This is a genomic window from Lysobacter antibioticus, from assembly GCF_000731095.1.
Lineage (GTDB): Bacteria > Pseudomonadota > Gammaproteobacteria > Xanthomonadales > Xanthomonadaceae > Lysobacter > Lysobacter antibioticus_B.
The window spans coordinates 16,174-33,051 of record NZ_JMTZ01000048.1 but is presented as its reverse complement, the minus strand read 5'-3'; the positions used below and the strand labels follow the sequence as shown (position 1 = coordinate 33,051).

The following is a 16,878-nucleotide window of genomic DNA, read 5'->3' as shown; positions in this document are numbered from 1 at the left end:
AAACGGCGCACGTCCTGTGCGCCGCCCTCCGGGTCTACTGTTGACCGGCAAAGCGGAAAAGCGGAAAAGCAGCAATGCAGATCAAAATCTCGGCAACGGCAACGGCAACGGCAACGGCAACGGCAACGATGCGGCCCAGTCCTCGATGACCGCTACCGCGTAGCTCGGGCTTGCTATAGTCGACCCCATCACGCGCCCGCCTAGACCGCCGTCGCGTTCAGGACTTCACCCACCGCAACGGAGTTGCCGCCATGGCCCAGCCCAAGAGCCACCTCGAGATCGCTCTCGCCTCGATCCCGGTGTTCACCAACGACGGCACGCTCGACGTCGCCGAACTGCAGAAGCTGCTCGACCTGGCGCTGCGCGACCAGATCGTCGACGACGACGAAAAGCGCGTGCTCGACAACATCTTCAAGCAGGCCGAACTCGGCACGCTCGATGCCGACGTGAAGCGCCGCATCGACGAAGCCCGTAAGCAGCACGGTATTTCCGCCTGAGACGATCCGCGTCGCGATCCGGTCGGCAACGACCGGGTCGCGGCGGTGGCGTGCGGGTAGATCGTGTCTGTCGGCATCCTTTGATTCGGGATTCGGGATTCGCGTCGGTCATCTGCAGTCGAGATGGTTGCGTCGTAGTCGTCTTGGCGTGGTCGCGGCTTGCGACGCTCCTACCCGGAGGCCGCTCTGGGGTAGGAGCGTCGCAAGCCGCGACCGCGGACTCCCCGGTCGCGAGTCGCTATCGGTTACCCGGTCGCCTCGGGTCGTGCGGAGGCTCGGCCTAGCTGGCGTCGAAACGTTCGTCACCCCGGTCGCCACATAAGTGACTGAAATAAAAGCTATGTTTGGCCGGCGTGGCCACTCCCCACCGTTCGTCGGCATATCACATGTCATGCTTGCCAGTGTCACATGTGATGACTTATCGTGAATGACATGGAACGTCGATCCTCCGCCTACTACCAGCGCAAACATCGCGAACGATTGCGCGAGAAGGGGCTGGTCAAGAAGGAGCTGTGGGTGCTGCCGGAATTTTCCGAGGAGCTCATGGCGGTGGAGCGACGGATGCGGCAGCCGCGCGGTGCGGTGTCGGGGCGAGGACGCGCGGAGGGCGCGATGAGCGATGGCAAGGTCTGGACGGCCGCGGGTTTGTACGATGCGCTGTCGCAGGACGAAGAATTCATCTACGGCGATTCGCAGATCGAGCTGATCGACGGCGCCGAACCCAGCCTGCACCTGGTGATGGCCGAATACGGCGACCTGCCGCTGTTCGTGGCCGTGGTCGGCGAACAAATCGTGGTCGAGGCGCTGCTGTGGCCGGTCGCGCACGTGCGCGACGCCTCGGCGTTCAACGAAGAAGTGCTGCGCACCCACAAGGTGTTCCCGTTGTCGACGATCGGCATCGAGACCCTCGCCGACGGCGAAGCGGTGTACATGATGTTCGGTGCGCTCAGCGCGGCCTCGTCGCTGTCGAACGTGCTCTACGAAATCGAGACCCTCGCCGACAACGTCATCAAGGCGACCGAAGCCTACGAAACGCAGCTGCTGGAGGTGGCCTGATGTCGACGTCCGATCCGCCCGCCAATATCTGGAGCAAGCTGCTGACCTCGATCCGCGGCGGTGCGCGCGAGCTCGGCGAGGCCTGGGTCGACAGCCAGGCGCTGCGCATCCTCGACCAGGAGATCCGCGACTGCGATCTGGAGCTGCGCCGCTCGCGCGAATCGCTGGCCGAGCTGATCGCCCGCCATTCGCTGGCGCAACGGCGCTTGAGCGACTCCAGCGACAAGGTCGCCGAATACGAAACCTATGCAATCAAGGCGCTGGAATCCGGCGACGAATCGCTGGCGCGCGAAGTCGCCGACAAGATCGTGCTGCTCGAAGCCGGCCGCGGCGACGACGAGCGCCACGTGCAGCAACTGGCGCTGAGCGCCACCGAGCTGCGCAAGGCCATCGCCATGGCCGAGGGCAATATCCGCCGTCTCAAGCAGCAACTCGACACGGTCAAGGCCACCGAGAGCATGCAGCGCGCGCAGGCCGCGGTCGCGCATCGTTATGCCGGGCCGCAGAACCGTTTGCAGACTGCGGTCGACTCGTTGGCGCGGATCAAGCAGAAGCAGGCCGAGCGCGGCGCGCGCATGGAGGCGGCGACCGAATTGGCGCGCCACGACGGCTCCGACGCGTTGGAACGCAAGCTGCGCGAGGCCGGCATCATCGCCGACGACGCCGGCGCCGAAGCGGTGTTACTGCGGCTGCGACAGAAACTGCCGGGCTGACCGGTTTCATGGAGGCGCCGCAGGGAGCGCGGCACGCGGGGAGGGAGGGGTGATGATCGAGTTTCTGCAGATCGTGTTTTCGTTTCCAACGGCGTTCTACTCCGTCCTGCTGGGCGTGGTGGTCGGCTATTGGCTGTTGTCGGCGCTCGGCCTGGTCGGCATGGACGTAGCCGACGGTCTGTTCGGCCATGGCCATGGCCACTTCGGCGGCGACGGCCATGTCCACGGCCCGGCGCACGGCCATACGCTCGGCGATCAATCGCTGGCCGACGGCGCCCATCACCATCAAAGCGTGTTCGATCCGCTGATGCGCCTGGGGCTCGGCGGCATTCCGGTGACCGTGGTGCTCAGCGTGCTGGTCGCCACGGCCTGGGCGCTGACCTACCTCGCCGACCTGTATCTGCTGCGCCTGCTGCCGGATGGCGGCCTGCGTTTCGTCGCCGACATCGTCGCGCTGGTGGTCGCCTTCGTGTTGGCGATTCCGGTCGCCGCGTTCGCGCTGCGTCCGGTGCGGCGCTTGCTGCGCAAGATGCAGCCCGAGCCGCCGCGGCCGCTGCTCGGCCAGACCGCGGTGATCCGCAGCCCGGGCGTGTCCCGGGTCACCGGCACCGCGGCCATCGAGGACGGCGGCGCCGGCCTGATCCTGCAGATCCGCGACGAAGGCGGCGAACGTTTCAAGCGCGGGGACCGCGTGGTGTTGATCGAGTACCTCGCCGACCAGAACGCCTACCGCGTGGTCAGCGAAGACGAATTCCGCGGCGCCTGACCCTCGTCGGTCGCCGCCATCCGTATCGAAGTCGAGTCATAGGGAGATGCAAGAATGAATTTTCCGTCGGGTATTTTCATGGTCCTGACCCTGGTGGGTCTGGGCATTCTGGTCGTGTTCGTCCTGCTGATGATGTTCAAGGCCTTCTACATCAAGGTCCCGCAGGGCACGGCGCTGATCGTCAACGACATGTCCTCCATGCCGAAGGTGCATTTCACCGGCGCGCTGGTGTATCCGGTGATCTACAAGAAGGAGTTCATGAAGATCTCCTTGATTACCCTGGAGGTCGACCGCCGCGCCAAGGACGGGTTGATCTGCAAGGACAACATGCGCGCCGACATCACCGTGGCGTTCTACCTGCGCGTCAACGAGACCCAGCAGGACGTACTGAAGGTCGCCAAGTCGATCGGCGTGGACCGCGCCTCCGACCGCACCGCGGTCAATGAGCTGTTCAACGCCAAGTTCTCCGAGGCGCTGAAGACGGTCGGCAAGCAGATCGACTTCGTCAAGCTGTTCGAGAACCGCCAGGAATTCCGCGACCGCATCGTCGAGGTGATCGGCAACGACCTCAACGGCTACGTGCTCGAAGACGTCGCCATCGACTACCTGGAGCAGACCCCGAAGTCCTCGCTCGACCCGACCAACATCCTCGACGCCGAGGGCATCCGCAAGATCACCGAGCTGACCGCGGCGCAGAACGTCATCACCAACGAGCTCGAGCGCAACGAGCAGTTGGCGATCACCAAGAAGAACGTAGAAACCCGCGAGGCCATGCTCGCCCTGGAACGCCAGCAGGCCGACGCCGAGGCGCGGCAGAAGCGCGAAATCCAGACCATCCAGGCGCGCGAGCAGGCCGAAACCGCCAAGGTGCAGGAAGAAGAGCGGCTGAAGTCCGAGCAGGCGCGCATCTCGGTGCAGGAGCAGCTCGACATCCGCGAGCAGAACCGCCAGCGCGAAGTCGAAGTGGCCCAGCAGAACCGCCAGCGCGCGGTGGTGATCGAGGTCGAGAAGGTCACCCGCGCCAAGGATCTGGAAGTCGTCTCGCGCGAGCGCGAGGTCGAACTGAACCGGATCGAAAAGGAAAAGGCGCTGGAAGAACAGCGCAAGGAAATCGCCAACGTCATCCGCGAGCGCATCGCGGTCGAGAAGACCGTGGCTCAGGAAGAAGAGCGCATCAAGGAAGTGCGCGCGGTGTCCGAGGCCGATCGCGCCAAGCAGGTGACGGTGCTCAACGCGCAGGCCGCGGCCGAGGAAGAGCTGGTGCGCCAGGTCAAGCAGGCCGAGGCCAACGAGACCGCGTCCAAGCACCGCGCCGGCGAGATGACGGTGCTGGCGCAGGCCGAGCTGGAAGCGGCCGGCAAGCAGTCCGAAGCCAAGAAGAAGCTGGCCGAAGGCATCGAGGCCGAGCGCGCCGCGCCCGGCCTGGCCGACGCGCGGGTGCGCGAAGTCACCGCCGCGGCCAGCGAGAAGGAAGGCATGGCCAAGGCGCGCGTGATCGCCGAGACCCTGGCCGCGGAAGCCCGCGGCGAGCAGGAGAAGGGCCTGGCGCAGGCGCGCGTGATCGAAGCGCAGGCCGACGCCAAGCAGAAGCAGGGCCTGTCCGACGCCAAGGTGCTGGAAGAGAACCTGTTCGCGCAGGCGCGCGGCGACGAGCAACTCGGCGCGGCCAAGGCCAAGGCGACCAAGGACCTGGGCCTGTCGGAAGCCGAAGTGCTGCTGCAGAAGTTCAAGTCCGAGGCCGAAGGCCTGTCGCAGAAGTTCGGCGCGCTGGATTCGTTGAGCGACCAGGCCCGCTCGCACGAAGAGTTCCGCATGCAGTTGGAGAAGAACTTCGAGCAGGCGATCGCTTCGATCGAGGCCAACAAGGAAGTCGCCAAGGAGCAGGCCGACGTGCTGGCCGCCGCGCTCAGCAAGGCCAACATCGACATCGTCGGCGGCGAAGGCGAGTTCTTCAATTCCTTCGCCAAGGCGCTGTCGGTCGGCAAGGCGATCGAGGGTGTGGCCGGCAAGAGCCCGATCGTGCAGGACGTGCTGCAGCGTTTACTGGCCAAGTCGGACGGCAAGTCCGACGGCAAGGGCGAAGGCAAGGCTTCCAGCGAGACCGTGCTGGACTCCTGACCGCTCGCGGCCGGAACCCAGCAACACGGACCCAGGAACGCGCCGCCGCCATCGGCGGCGCATGGCAGCACGCCGGCGGCGCGGCTCAGCGCGCGGCCGGCAGGATCGTTAGGACGGACACATGGCGGACACCAAGCCGGGCACGGCGACGGGCGAGAACGCGAACGACGGCGGCGCCACCAGCGCGGCGGCGAATCAAGCCGTGGACCAGGCGGTCGCCCAGGGCGGCGCTTATGAGGTTTTGAGCAAACGCCTGGCCGAACAGGGCCAGCGCCTGCGCGACATCGCCCAGGGCCTGAACCAGCAGCGCCTCGACGAGTTCGGCAGCAGCCAGATGGAGGTGGTCGGGCGCTTCCGCCTGCGCACCGAGAACAACTGCGTCGCGCGCGACATCGTTCAGGTCGGCGACTGCCTGGTGTTCGGCTACAACGTCTTCCTCGGGCTCAAGAAAGAAACCCGGGTCGAGGATGTGTTCGCGCTGTACAAGCTGGTGCAGGGGCCGGAGGGCTACGACGTCACCCCGGTCGAGCTCAAGGGCAGCTTCCTCGGCATCGACAGCTTCGCCCAGGATTTCCGCGAGCTGTACGCGTATTACAAGAACACCCGCCTGATCCAGCTGATCGTGCGCGACGGCAAGCTGCTGGCCGCGTTCCAGATCGGCGAGCGCATCACCGACCTGCGCGTGTTCCGCTGGGCGATCGCGCCGGGCGGCGAGGTGACCTACATCGACAACCGCGGCGAGCGCGACATCGCCCTGCCGGCGCCGTTCGATTTCGAGTGGACCCGCGCCACCCGCGAGATGGTGGTCAACGGCCGCCACCCGCATCTGAACATTCTCGACAGCGTGTTCGTCGAGACCGTCAACGGCGACCTCACGGTCAAGATCGAGAACAACACCGAGGACGGCCAGGGCATCTACCGCGAGCCGGTCGCCGACAAGACCCAATCGCTCGACGACGCCCAAGTCGATTACGCCCGCGTCGGCAGCCTGATCCTGCTCAAGATCCTGCCGTACCGCGAAGAACAGTGGCGCTACCTGGTCTTCAACACCCTGACCCGCAAGGTGGTGCGCCTGGACGAGATCGGCCTGGCCTGCATCCAGTTGCCCGAAGACCACGGCATCATCTTCCCGGGCGGCTATTACCTGCAGAACGGCGAGCACAAGCGCTTCGACCAGGCGATGGACGGCATGCGCTTCAAGCGCACCATCCGCTCGCCCAACGGCGAGGACGTGCTGTACCTGTTCTACGAGCCCGAGCAGGGCCGCACCGCGATGTTCACCTACAACATGATCGAGCGGCGCCTGCAAACGCCGATCTTCGGCCATGGCTATGCGCGCCTGGAAGACGGACGCATGGTGATCTTCGCCACCGAAAGCGACGAGCCGACCCGCGTGCACCCGATGCAGGTCTGGCAGACGCCGTACTACAGCGACGAATTCGCCGCCAAGCAGCCGGCCGGCAACAGCTTCATGGGCAAGATCGGCAACGCCGAGTTGGTGCGCGGCGTGTCCGAGCTGATGAGCCTGTCGCGCGAGATCGAGGCCACCGAAGTCTCGGCGCAGCGTTACGGCCTGCTGGCGCAGAACACCCGCCGTTTGTTCGACGCCCACCATTGGTTGTCCGACCCCGCCTGCGCTGGTACCGCGCCGCTGCTGCGCGAGATCGCCGCGACCGCCGAGTCGGTGCTCGACGAGTACGAGAAAGTCGAAGGCATCCGCAGCCAGTCCGAGCGCGCGATGGCCGAGGCGCGCACGCGCCAGAAAGCCTTGCTCGACGCCCTGCAGCCGGAAAACTGGGAGCGGGTGCAGGAGTTCGTCGACGCCCTCAACGGCCTGACCGCGCAGCGCGGCCATCTGCTCACGATCCGCGACTACCGCTATATCGACGTCGCCGGCATCGATGCGATGGAACAGGCGCTGATCGCCGCGCACGAGCGCACCGCCGCGGCGACCGGCGCCTTCCTCGCCGGCGACAAGGCCCTGCTGCCGTTGGCCGAGCGTTTGCACGCATTGGAAGCGCAGGCCCAGCAGGCCGTGAGTGTGGCGCAGTTGCTCGAACCGATCGGACAGATGCAGGCGATGTCGGGCGACCTCGACATGCTGTCGGCGTTGATGGCGACGCTCAAGGTCGACGACGCCACCCAGCGCACCCGCATCGTCGAATCGATCTCGGAGATCTACGCCAAGCTCAACCAGGCCAAGGCGCGCGCCGAGCAGCGTCGCAAAAGCCTGGGGTCGAGCGAGTCGGTGGCCCAGTTCGGCGCCCAGTTCACCCTGTTCGGACAGAGCATCGCCAGCGCCCTGTCGCTGGCCCAGGACCCCGAGCGCGCCGACGAGCAGTTGTCGCGGCTGATGGTGCAGTTGGAGGAACTGGAAAGTCAGTTCGGCGAGCACGAGGCGTTCCTCGGCGACATCCTGTCCAAGCGCGAGGAACTGCTCGAGACCTTCGAAGCGCACAAGCAGACCCTGCTCGACGACCGCCAGCGCAAGGCCCAGGCGGTGATGGATGCGGCCACCCGCATCCTCGACGGCCTCGGCCGGCGCACCGCGCGCTTCGCCGGCAGCGACGAGCTCAACGCCTTCTTCGCCAGCGACCCGCTGATCCTCAAGCTGCGCGAACTGGCCGAGCGCCTGCGTACGCTCAAGGACAGCGTCAAGGCCGACGACGTCGAGGCGCGCCTGAAGGGCGCGCGCGACCAGGCGGTGCGCGCGCTGCGCGACCGCAGCGAGTTGTTCGAGGAAGGCGGCAACGTCATCAAGCTGGGGCCGCGCCACCGCTTCAGCGTCAACACCCAGGAGCTCGACCTGACCCTGCTGCCGCGCGGCGACGTGCTCAACCTGCACCTGACCGGCACCGACTTCTTCGAGCCGCTGCGCAACCCCGAACTCGATGCCGCACGCGATTACTGGGGCGTGTCGATGGATTCGGAATCGCCGCAGCTGTATCGCGGCGAGTACCTGGCCGGCCTGGTGATCGAGGCGGCCAGCGCCAACCGCGACGGCCTCAGCCTGGACCTGTTGCGTCAGCAACTGGCGCAGCCGGAAGCGCTCGCGCGCAGCGTGCGCGACTTCGCCGCGCCGCGCTATCGCGAAGGCTACGAAAAGGGCATCCACGACCACGACGCCAGCCTGATCCTGCAGGCCTTGCTGCCCTTGCGCGACAGCGCCGGCAGCCTCGGCTTCGAGCCGGCCGCGCGCGCCTGGGCGGCGCTGTTCTGGTCGCAGGTCGGCGAACAAACCGACGCCCGGCAATGGCCGGAACGCGCGCGCACCGCGCGCGACATTCATCAGTTGTTCGCCAGCGCCGCGGGCCTGGAATCGCTGCGCACCGAGATCGCCGCGGCGATGACCGGCTATGCCCAGCAGCAGACCCTGGCGATCGACCCGGCGCTGACGCCGCGCGCCGCCGAATACCTGGTGCTGGAGCTGTCGGCCGAACACCCGCAATTCGTGTTCAGCAAGTACGCCCAGCAACTGCTGCAGGCGTTGCGCGAGAAACTCACCGCGGCGCGGATGTGGGATGGCTTCGTCCAGGCTCTGGACGGCCTCGGCGACCGCGTCTCCGCACGTTGGGCGCTGGCGATGAACTGGGTCGAGGCGCTGGCGCGTTCGCCCGAACTCGCTCCGGTCGCGGCCTATGCCGCCGAAGCGGCGACCTTGTTGCTGCTCGACGAACGCTTCCCGAAGAAGATCACCGAGGTCGACCTGAGCGCGCCGGTGCAAGGGCTGCTCGGCGAGCATCCGCGCATTGCCGAGGGCCGCATGACCTTGGCCATCGACGACTGGTCGGCGCGCCTGCGCCACCACCGCGAGACCTTCGTCCCCGGCTTCCAGCGCTACCAGGCCTTGCGCCAGGAAATCGTCGGCCGCGAGCGCCACGCCCTGCGCCTGGACGAGTTCAAGCCGCGCCCGCTGACCTCGTTCGTGCGCAACAAGCTCATCAACGACGTCTACCTGTCGGTGATCGGCGACAACCTCGCCAAGCAGATGGGCACGGTCGGCGAAAGCAAGCGCAGCGACCTGATGGGCCTGCTGATGATGATCTCGCCGCCGGGCTACGGCAAAACCACCTTGATGGAATACGTGGCGCACCGGCTCGGCCTGATCTTCATGAAGATCAACGGGCCGGCCCTGGGCCACGAGGTGCGCTCGCTAGACCCCGAGCAGGCGCCCGATGCGACCTCGCGCCAGGAACTCGACAAGCTCAACCTGGCCCTGGAGATGGGCAACAACGTGATGCTGTATGTGGACGACATCCAGCACACCCATCCCGAGTTCCTGCAGAAATTCATCTCCCTGTGCGACGGCACCCGTCGCATCGAAGGCGTGTGGAAGGGCCGCACCCGCACCTACGACATGCGCGGCAAGAAGTTCTGCGTGGTCATGGCCGGCAACCCGTACACCGAGTCCGGCGAAGTCTTCAAGATCCCGGACATGCTCGCCAACCGCGCCGACATCTATAACCTCGGCGACGTGCTCGGCGGCATGGAAGCCTCGTTCGTGCTCAGCTACATCGAGAACAGCCTGACCTCGAACCCGGTGCTGGCGCCGCTGGCGACGCGCGAGATGGCCGACCTGTACCGCTTCGTCGACAAGGCCCAGGGCAAGCCGTTCTCGGCCAACGAACTCAGCCATGCCTACAGCGGCGCCGAGATCAACGAGATCGTCGCCACCCTGGAGCGGTTGGTGAAGGTGCGCGACGTGGTCTACCGGGTCAATCAGCAATACATCGCCAGCGCCGCCCAGGCCGAGAGCTACCGCACCGAGCCGCCGTTCAAGCTGCAGGGCAGCTATCGCAACATGAACAAGCTCGCCGAGAAGATCTCGCCGGTCATGAACGAGACCGAGTTGCAGCAGTTGATCGGCGACCACTACCTCGGCGAGGCGCAGTTGCTGACCAGCGGCGCCGAGGAGAACCTGCTCAAGCTCGGCGAGATGCGCGGCACCCTCGACGAGACGCAGGCCGCGCGCTGGGCCCAGATCAAACGCGACTTCCAGCGCAACAAGGCGATGGGCGCGGGCGACGCCGATGTCGGCACCCGAGTCGTGGCGCAGCTCAACGACCTGGTCGAGAGCGTGCGCTCGCTCGATCAGTCGGCCACTCAGGCCGCCAGCCGTGCCGAGCCGGCGCCATCGGCGCCGTGGCAGGAAATCCTCGCGGCGCTGGAACGCGTGGCGCAAGCGCAGGCGCAACCGCCGGCGACCCCGGCCGCCCCGGCGCCGGATCTGGGCAAGGTGCTGAGCGGTCTCGGCTCGTCGCTGCAAACCTCGCTGGTGCCGTCGCTGCAGTCGGCCTTCGATCCGCTGGTCAACCACCTGCAGGACAGCAGCGAACGCCAGACCCGCCTCAACGAGGCCCTGGTCGAAATCTTCAAGCGGCTGGGCCAGCGCGACGTCGACGACGCGCCGACGCGCGCCGAGATGACCGAGCAGCAGCGCGAGCTGCAGCGTGCGCTCAACGAATTCGCCGACCGCCTCAACGGTCGCATCCAACGCTAAGGAATGGGCAGGGACATGGATTTCGGCCGACTCGATCAGACTTTGCGCGACAGCATCGCCGATCGCACCCTCGACAACGAGGAGAAGTTCGAGCTACGCGAACTCGGCGCCGGACTCGGCAGCGAGCGGGTGCGCTATCTGCGCAACCGCGCTTTCGACATGACCCGCGAGCTGATGCTCGGCGAGCCGGTGCATGCCCTCGACGGCCTGCGCTGGCTGGAGCAGGTGATCAAGACCCTCGACGTGGTCGCTGCGCCCACGGTGGTGTCGAGCGCCTACTTCGCCCCCGGGGATGCCTGCCTGCGCAAACTGCGCGAGTTGTGCCGCGGCGCCAAGCGCAGCGTCGACATCTGCGTGTACACGATCTCCGACGACCGCCTCAGCGAAGAGATCCTCGTTTGCCACCGGCGCGGCATCGCCGTGCGCCTGATCAGCGACAACGACAAGAAGTTCGACGAAGGCAGCGACGTGCTGCGCCTGCGCGAAGCCGGGGTGCCGGTGCGGATCGACGACAGCCCCTTCCACATGCACCACAAGTTCTCGCTGTTCGACGGCCGGGTGCTGGCCAACGGCAGCTTCAACTGGACCCGCAGCGCGACCACCAGCAACGAAGAGAACCTGGTGGTAACCGACGACGCCAATCTGGTGCGTTGCTTCGCCGGGCAGTTCGAGGAGTTGTGGGAGAAGTTCGTGCCGGCAGCGGATGCGGCGCGCTACTGAGCGCGGATCGAGGCCAGCGCCGGACTGGCGGCGTTTCTAGCTCGTTCTCGCTCGGCATTGCGGCGTCAATGCGGGCCTTTCAACCCTGCGTGGTGCCGCGGTGCCCCAAGGCCACCGCGCCGCGGTCGGCCAGCTCGTCCCTGATCGCCTGGGTGTCCTGGTCGAGCATCGGCGCGGCGAACGGGGCCGGGCCGGGGGTGCGGCCGAACTTGATCGATTGGGCGACGCCGCGGTAGCGCCCGACCTGCGGATGCTGGATCGGGCCGACGATACCTTCGGCGAGCACTTGTGGGTGGTCGAACATGTCCTCGATCCGGCGCGCCGCGGCGCAGGGCACCTCGTCGCCGAACAGCGTTTCCCACTCCATCGCGCTGCGCCGCGCCAAGGCTTCGTGCAGGCGCGGCACGATCTCGGCCACCGCCTGCGCGCGTTTGCGCACGCTGTCGTAGCGCGGGTCGTCGGCGAGTTCGTCCAGGCCGGTCTTCTCGCATAGCGATTTCCAGAAGCGCGCGGTGTTGGCCGAAATGTAGATGTGACCGTCGCGGGTCGGGTGGATACCGGTGACGCCGCCGGAGCGCATATCGCGGCCGATGTCGAGGCCTTCGCCGTCGGCCCAGATCATCCGCGCCGATTGCATGGTCAGCGCGCTGCGCAGCAACGAGACGCCGACGAACTGGCCCAGGCCGCTGCGCTCGCGTTCGTACAAGGCCGAGGACACGCCGGCGGCGAGCAGGGCGGCGGCGTAGTAGTCGACGACCGAGCCGTAGATGATCTCCGGCGGCCCGCCGCGGCGGCCTTGCAGCGCGCACATGCCGGTCATGGTCTGCAGCACCTGGTCGTAACCGGCCTTGTCCTTCATCGGCCCGCTCTCGCCGTAGCCGCTGACCGCGCAATAGATCAGGCGCGGGTTGATCAGTTGCAGGCGCTCGAAATCGATGCCCAGGCGCTTGGGCACGCTCGGGCGGAAGTTGTGCACCAGTACGTCGGCCTCGCGCACCAGGCGCAACAGCACGGCATGGTCGGCCGGGCACTTCAGATCCAGGACGATGCCGCGCTTGCTGCGGTTGACGCCGAGGAAGGCGCGGCTTTCGCTGGCCAGGGTCGAGGGGTATTGGCGCAGGTTGTCGCCGTCGGGCGGCTCGATCTTGATCACGTCGGCGCCCTGGTCGGCGAGCAGGGTGCAGCCGTAGGGGCCGGCGATGTAGGCGCTGAGGTCGAGTACGCGGATGCCGCCGAGCGGGCCGGCCGGGGCCGTGCGCTCGGACGTCGGGTCGGGGGGGATGGAGTCCATGCGGTGCGCGTCCGAAAGCCTAGAGCCTGATGCCGGGTTTACTGTGCGCCTGTCGCCGCGGTCGAAACAGCCACGCGGCATATGTTCTGGCAGCACAAATTCTTGCTTGGCCGGTGTGGACTGTGTGTGCAGTCACGGGACGGGCGGCGATGAGCGCAGGGGCATGGGCGCGAGCGACATCCAGGTCAGGCGCCAGGCGCCGTCGATCCGGCCGCCGGCGCAGTAATACGGACGGAACACCAGCGGCGCGCGGTAGCCCGGATCCAGTTCGATGCGCGGCACCGCTTCGATCGCGTCCGGACCGCTCCAGCGCAGCCAATCGCTTTGCGGCGCCGACGGCAGGCGCAGGGTTTCCTCGGTCTTGAAGCCGTCGATCAGGCCGGTCGCATAGACCAGCGGCCCGCAGGCGACGGCCAAATATTCGTAGCGCAGCACTTCCTGCGCCACCGCGCTGCCGTCGGGCGCGCGCGACTCCTGCACGTTGCGATGGATCGCGGTGTGGGTGCGCGGGGCCATCGGGAACTGCGCGAGCACTTCGTCGCCCGCGCCCCACTCGCGGTCGATGACGAGGTAGTCGCCGGCGACGATCGCCGCGTCGGCGGCGACGCCGTCGACCGACACCTGCGCCGCCGCGGCCCAGGAAGGAATGCGCAACTTGATGCGGAAACGCGAGCTGCGTTCGGGGTCGACGCGCAGGCGGATCGCGCCGTCGAAGGGATAGGCGGTGTCCTGTTCGATGTCGACCCGGCCGGCGCCCTGCAGCCCGATCCGCGCCGAGCCCGGTCCGTACAGATTCACCGCGATCGTGTCTTGGTCCGAGCGCGCATAAGCGACGCCGGGAATCTCCTCGACCGCCATCGCGCCGCTGGATTTGCAGCAGCGCCAGTACGTGGTGTGCACGCGGCGCCCGTTCGGGAACACGTAGTAGCACCAGTTCTCGCCGTCGGGCGCCTGTGCGCCGAGCAGATCGTTATAGGCCGAGCGTTCGATCTCCTCGGCGTAGCGCGCCTCGCCGGTGATCGCGAGCAATTCGCGGTTCAACTGCATCCAGGCCAGGGTCGAGCAGGTTTCGACGTAACCGTGCGGATCGAACACGCCGGCCGGATTGAACACCTCGCGCGAACGCTGGGCGACGCCGCCCCAGGGGCCGCCGCCGAGGCTGAGGTGATGCTCGAGGATGCTGCGCCACAGGTTCTCGACGGCGCGGCGGTAGCGCGGCTCGCCGGTGGCGCGATGCAGCTTGGCCAGGCCGACCAGGTTCCAGGCCAGCTGATAGGCCTTGCCGGTGGCGATCTGCGCCGCGTCGGTGCCGTCCAGGGCCTGCGACAACAGGCGCAAGTCCGGATTGCGTTCGGCCTGCTCGAGCACGGTCAGTGCGAGTTCGAGATAGGCCTGCTCGCCGGTGGCGAAGTACAGCTCGACCGCCGGGTCCATCAACACCGTCGCCGACAGGCCGTGGTGGTTGCCGAGTTCGTTGATGTCGATGGCGCCGTCGGCCAGGGTGCGCCGGCACAGATCGCCGATGCGCCGGGCCGCGTCGAGATAGCGCGGCGTCGGGAAATGGCGATGCACTTCGAGCAGGCCGAGAATCAGATAGGCATGGGTCCAGATGTCCCAGGTGCGCACGCTCGGCGCACCGTCCCAGGTGCCCGGCTTGGGCGGCTGTTTGCGCATGAAGCGGCGTTCCGGCGCGTAGGTGCCGAGATAGCCGTCGTCCTCCTGGGTCGAGACCAGGAAGTCGGCGACCCCGAACAGACGCGCGCGCAGCCCGGCATCGCCGCTGCGCGCGGCGGCCTTGGCCGCGGCGATCAGCCACTTGCCGGCATGCTCGCCGTACCAATCGCCTTCGAGGTTTTGTTGTCTGCGTTGCGGAGCGAAGATCGCGATCGCCGGGCTGTGCTCGTCGACGATGAAATGCGAGAGGCGGCCGCGGCGGTTGGCATCGAGGGCCTCGCCGAGCAGGCCGCCGAGGCGGACCTCGACGGCCTGGAGCGCGGGCTCGCCGCGATGCGTGTCGCCGCTCATGCGGCATCGACCACGCAGCGGAAGCCGATGCAGCCCGAGCGGTCCTTGCTCGGCGCCATCAGCAGGTACTTGCCGTGCTGGTCGAGCCGGTAGGCCTGCGGGAAATACCAGTGCGAGGTCTGCGGCCGGTAGGCGCTGCCGCCGCGCAGGATCGCTGCGCGGGTGTGCTCGTCGAGGTATTCGTCGCTCCATTGCCAGACGTTGCCGACCAGATCGAGTACGCCGAACGGACTGGCGCCGGCTGGATGCGCGTCGACGTCGTCGGGCGCGCGCAGGCGCCGGCCGCGGTTGGGCGCCGGCACGGCGTCGTCGCGCCAGTCCTCGCCCCAGGGATAGCGGCGGCCGTCGTGGCCTTGCGCAGCGTACTGCCACTCCCACTCGCGCGGCAGGCGTTTGCCGGCCCACTGCGCATAGGCACGCGCATCCTCCAGCGCCACCCAGGTCACCGGCTTGCGTTCCCAGCCCGGGCGCGGCGCCCCGTCGACCCAGTCGCGCAGATAGTTGTGCGTATCGCGCGGGACATAGCCGCTGTCGATGACGAAGCGCTGGTACTCGGCGTTGGTCACCGGAGTGCGATCGATGAAGAAGCGCGGCAGGCGCATGCGCTTGCGATGGTTGCGGCGCGCACTGTCTTCCCACGGATACTGGACGTCGACGCCTTCCCAGGTCTGGCCTTCGATTTCGATGCCGCCGACGACGAAATCGAACTCGCCGGCCGGGATCTCGATCATGCCCGGTGGCGCCGCCGCGGCGGCCGCGACCGGCTCGATCGGCACCAGCCGTTGCGGCAAGGCGCGCCACTGGTTGGAGTAGCGATGCAGCGGCGTCGCCGCCAATTCGTTCATGCGGGCGAGGAAGACGTCGAGGCCGTCGATCTCGGCGCCCGGCGCCAGCGCGAGCACGGCGCCGAAACCGCGGCCTTCGAGCACGAAGTCGAACACCGCGCGGCCGCCATCGAGCCGCGGCTGCAGGGCCACGCCGTTCCAGGCGTCGAAATAGCGCGCGCCGTCGACGTGGTCGACCGCGATCTGTTCGCCGGCGACTTCGTACTCGTTACGGTTGACGAGGGTCCACACGCTGCTGCCCGCGTGCGGGAAGCGGCTGGCGAACACGCCGGCCTGCAGGGTGTGCGCGTACGGGCGCCAGTCGGCGCTGACGAAGTGGGCCGGAAATGTTCGCTCGATCGTGGCGATGCGGCGCAGGGTTTCGGCGTCGCGTTCGCCGAGCTGGTTCCACAGGCCCCAGACGTTTTCCCAGGCGTTGTAGCCGATGCCGTTGAAGAAGATGTACTGCAGGTCGTGGTTGCGGTCGCGGCCCCAACGGTTTTCGTAGTTGATCATGTGGCGCGGTTCCAGCCACTTGAACTTGGCCACCGGCGGGATCGCTTCGTTGGGCGCCTTCTTGCCCCAGCTCTGCACGTTCCAGATCAGCGCCTCCTCGGCGCTGATGGTCGATTCGGGTTGCAGCACCACCGGGTGGCCGAGCGCGTCGCAGGCGTCGAAGAACGCGCGCGGCACGCCGTTGTAGGTATCGCCGTTGACGCCGTCGGCGCCGACCGCTTGCACCAGTTGGGCCACCGACTCCCAGTCCTTGCGGCCGCTGTCGCGGGTGCCCTGGTCCCAGGGCATGGTCGGCAGGAACACGCGCACGCCGCGGCGATGGAAGTCGGCGATCGCGCCGCGCAGACCGTCGAGCCCGCCGGGCAGGTCGGCGGCGAGGTCGAACTGGTTGCGGTCGTCGACGCCGATGTTCGGATACACGTGCCAGATCAGCACGCTGTCGATGCCGCCGTAGCGGCGTTCGAGATCGTCGAGATAGCGATCGACGGTGTAGCGGCCGGCGACCGGGTCGTAGAAATAGCGGTCCTCGGCCATCATCTGGGCATGGACGAAATTGCGCTGCGCCCATTGCAGTTCCGGGCGGCGATAGTGCGCGTCGTCGTAGCCGATGCGGATCAGGTGTTCGCGGCGCCAGTCGCTGAGCTCGGCGATCCAGTCGTCGAGGGTGGCGTCGACGTCGACCTTCCAATGGCCGATCTCGGCGAACGGCCAGCCCGGCGCCTTGCCCGGCAGCGGCAGGTAGCGCTGGGTGGTGACGTGCGAGAACTTGTATTCGGTGCGCACGAGCGGGCGTTCGTCTTCGCTGGCGGCGTCGGCGGCGTGGTAATCGGGAGGGCGGGGCGCTTGGGTCAT

Annotated in this window: 10 protein-coding genes; 7 read left to right on the top strand and 3 right to left on the bottom strand. The window is 67.3% G+C overall.

Annotation, left to right across the window (positions count from 1 at the left end; genetic code table 11):
• Positions 1 to 251 precede the first annotated feature (251 nt).
• The 7 genes from EX88_RS0115075 to EX88_RS0115045 all read left to right on the top strand — a co-directional run bounded on the left by EX88_RS0115075 (position 252) and on the right by EX88_RS0115045 (position 11,370).
• Entirely contained in the window at positions 252 to 497 is a 246-nt protein-coding gene (locus EX88_RS0115075) for a hypothetical protein (protein ID WP_031372821.1), read from the top strand.
• Positions 498 to 929: 432 nt separating this feature from the next.
• Positions 930 to 1,553 (top strand): DUF2170 family protein, encoded by a 624-nt coding sequence (locus EX88_RS0115070; protein ID WP_031372820.1) that lies wholly within the window; start codon positions 930 to 932, stop codon positions 1,551 to 1,553.
• On the top strand, positions 1,553 to 2,266 hold the full coding sequence (locus EX88_RS0115065) for a PspA/IM30 family protein (protein WP_031372819.1): 714 nt from the start codon (positions 1,553 to 1,555) through the stop codon (positions 2,264 to 2,266). The genes EX88_RS0115070 and EX88_RS0115065 overlap by 1 nt, the downstream gene beginning before the upstream one ends.
• Before the next feature lie 52 nt (positions 2,267 to 2,318).
• On the top strand, positions 2,319 to 3,032 hold the full coding sequence (locus tag EX88_RS0115060) for a hypothetical protein (protein WP_031372818.1): 714 nt from the start codon (positions 2,319 to 2,321) through the stop codon (positions 3,030 to 3,032).
• Between the two features lie 54 nt (positions 3,033 to 3,086).
• The gene (locus EX88_RS0115055; RefSeq protein ID WP_031372817.1) at positions 3,087 to 5,150 is read left to right on the top strand and encodes a flotillin family protein; all 2,064 of its coding nucleotides are present in this window, start codon (positions 3,087 to 3,089) and stop codon (positions 5,148 to 5,150) included.
• 121 nt (positions 5,151 to 5,271) lie between these two features.
• Positions 5,272 to 10,650 (top strand): DNA repair ATPase, encoded by a 5,379-nt coding sequence (locus EX88_RS0115050; protein WP_081931044.1) that lies wholly within the window; start codon positions 5,272 to 5,274, stop codon positions 10,648 to 10,650.
• A 15-nt stretch (positions 10,651 to 10,665) separates the two neighbouring features.
• A complete protein-coding gene (locus EX88_RS0115045) occupies positions 10,666 to 11,370 on the top strand; it encodes a phospholipase D-like domain-containing protein (RefSeq protein ID WP_031372815.1) in 705 nt (234 codons plus the stop codon).
• Between the two features lie 79 nt (positions 11,371 to 11,449).
• Here EX88_RS0115045 and EX88_RS0115040 read toward each other — a convergent pair whose 3' ends face one another.
• The 3 genes from EX88_RS0115040 to EX88_RS0115030 all read right to left on the bottom strand — a co-directional run bounded on the left by EX88_RS0115040 (position 11,450) and on the right by EX88_RS0115030 (position 16,878).
• The gene (locus EX88_RS0115040) at positions 11,450 to 12,661 is read right to left on the bottom strand and encodes a CaiB/BaiF CoA transferase family protein (RefSeq protein WP_051885151.1); all 1,212 of its coding nucleotides are present in this window, start codon (positions 12,659 to 12,661) and stop codon (positions 11,450 to 11,452) included.
• Positions 12,662 to 12,793: 132 nt separating this feature from the next.
• Complete coding sequence (locus EX88_RS0115035) at positions 12,794 to 14,686, bottom strand: glycoside hydrolase family 127 protein (RefSeq protein ID WP_051885150.1); 1,893 nt, start codon at positions 14,684 to 14,686, stop codon at positions 12,794 to 12,796.
• Positions 14,683 to 16,878: an SUMF1/EgtB/PvdO family nonheme iron enzyme gene (locus tag EX88_RS0115030; RefSeq protein WP_081931042.1), complete on the bottom strand. Its 2,196-nt coding sequence runs from the start codon at positions 16,876 to 16,878 to the stop codon at positions 14,683 to 14,685. Before EX88_RS0115030 ends, EX88_RS0115035 begins: the two co-directional genes overlap by 4 nt.

Coding starts and splice junctions, on each gene's coding strand:
- EX88_RS0115070 (WP_031372820.1), top strand. CDS start 930: ATGGAACGTCGATCCTCCGCCTACTACCAGCGCAAACATCGCGAACGA.
- EX88_RS0115050 (WP_081931044.1), top strand. CDS start 5,272: ATGGCGGACACCAAGCCGGGCACGGCGACGGGCGAGAACGCGAACGAC.
- EX88_RS0115065 (WP_031372819.1), top strand. CDS start 1,553: ATGTCGACGTCCGATCCGCCCGCCAATATCTGGAGCAAGCTGCTGACC.
- EX88_RS0115035 (WP_051885150.1), bottom strand. CDS start 14,686: ATGAGCGGCGACACGCATCGCGGCGAGCCCGCGCTCCAGGCCGTCGAG.
- EX88_RS0115075 (WP_031372821.1), top strand. CDS start 252: ATGGCCCAGCCCAAGAGCCACCTCGAGATCGCTCTCGCCTCGATCCCG.
- EX88_RS0115060 (WP_031372818.1), top strand. CDS start 2,319: ATGATCGAGTTTCTGCAGATCGTGTTTTCGTTTCCAACGGCGTTCTAC.
- EX88_RS0115030 (WP_081931042.1), bottom strand. CDS start 16,878: ATGACCCAAGCGCCCCGCCCTCCCGATTACCACGCCGCCGACGCCGCC.
- EX88_RS0115045 (WP_031372815.1), top strand. CDS start 10,666: ATGGATTTCGGCCGACTCGATCAGACTTTGCGCGACAGCATCGCCGAT.
- EX88_RS0115040 (WP_051885151.1), bottom strand. CDS start 12,661: ATGGACTCCATCCCCCCCGACCCGACGTCCGAGCGCACGGCCCCGGCC.
- EX88_RS0115055 (WP_031372817.1), top strand. CDS start 3,087: ATGAATTTTCCGTCGGGTATTTTCATGGTCCTGACCCTGGTGGGTCTG.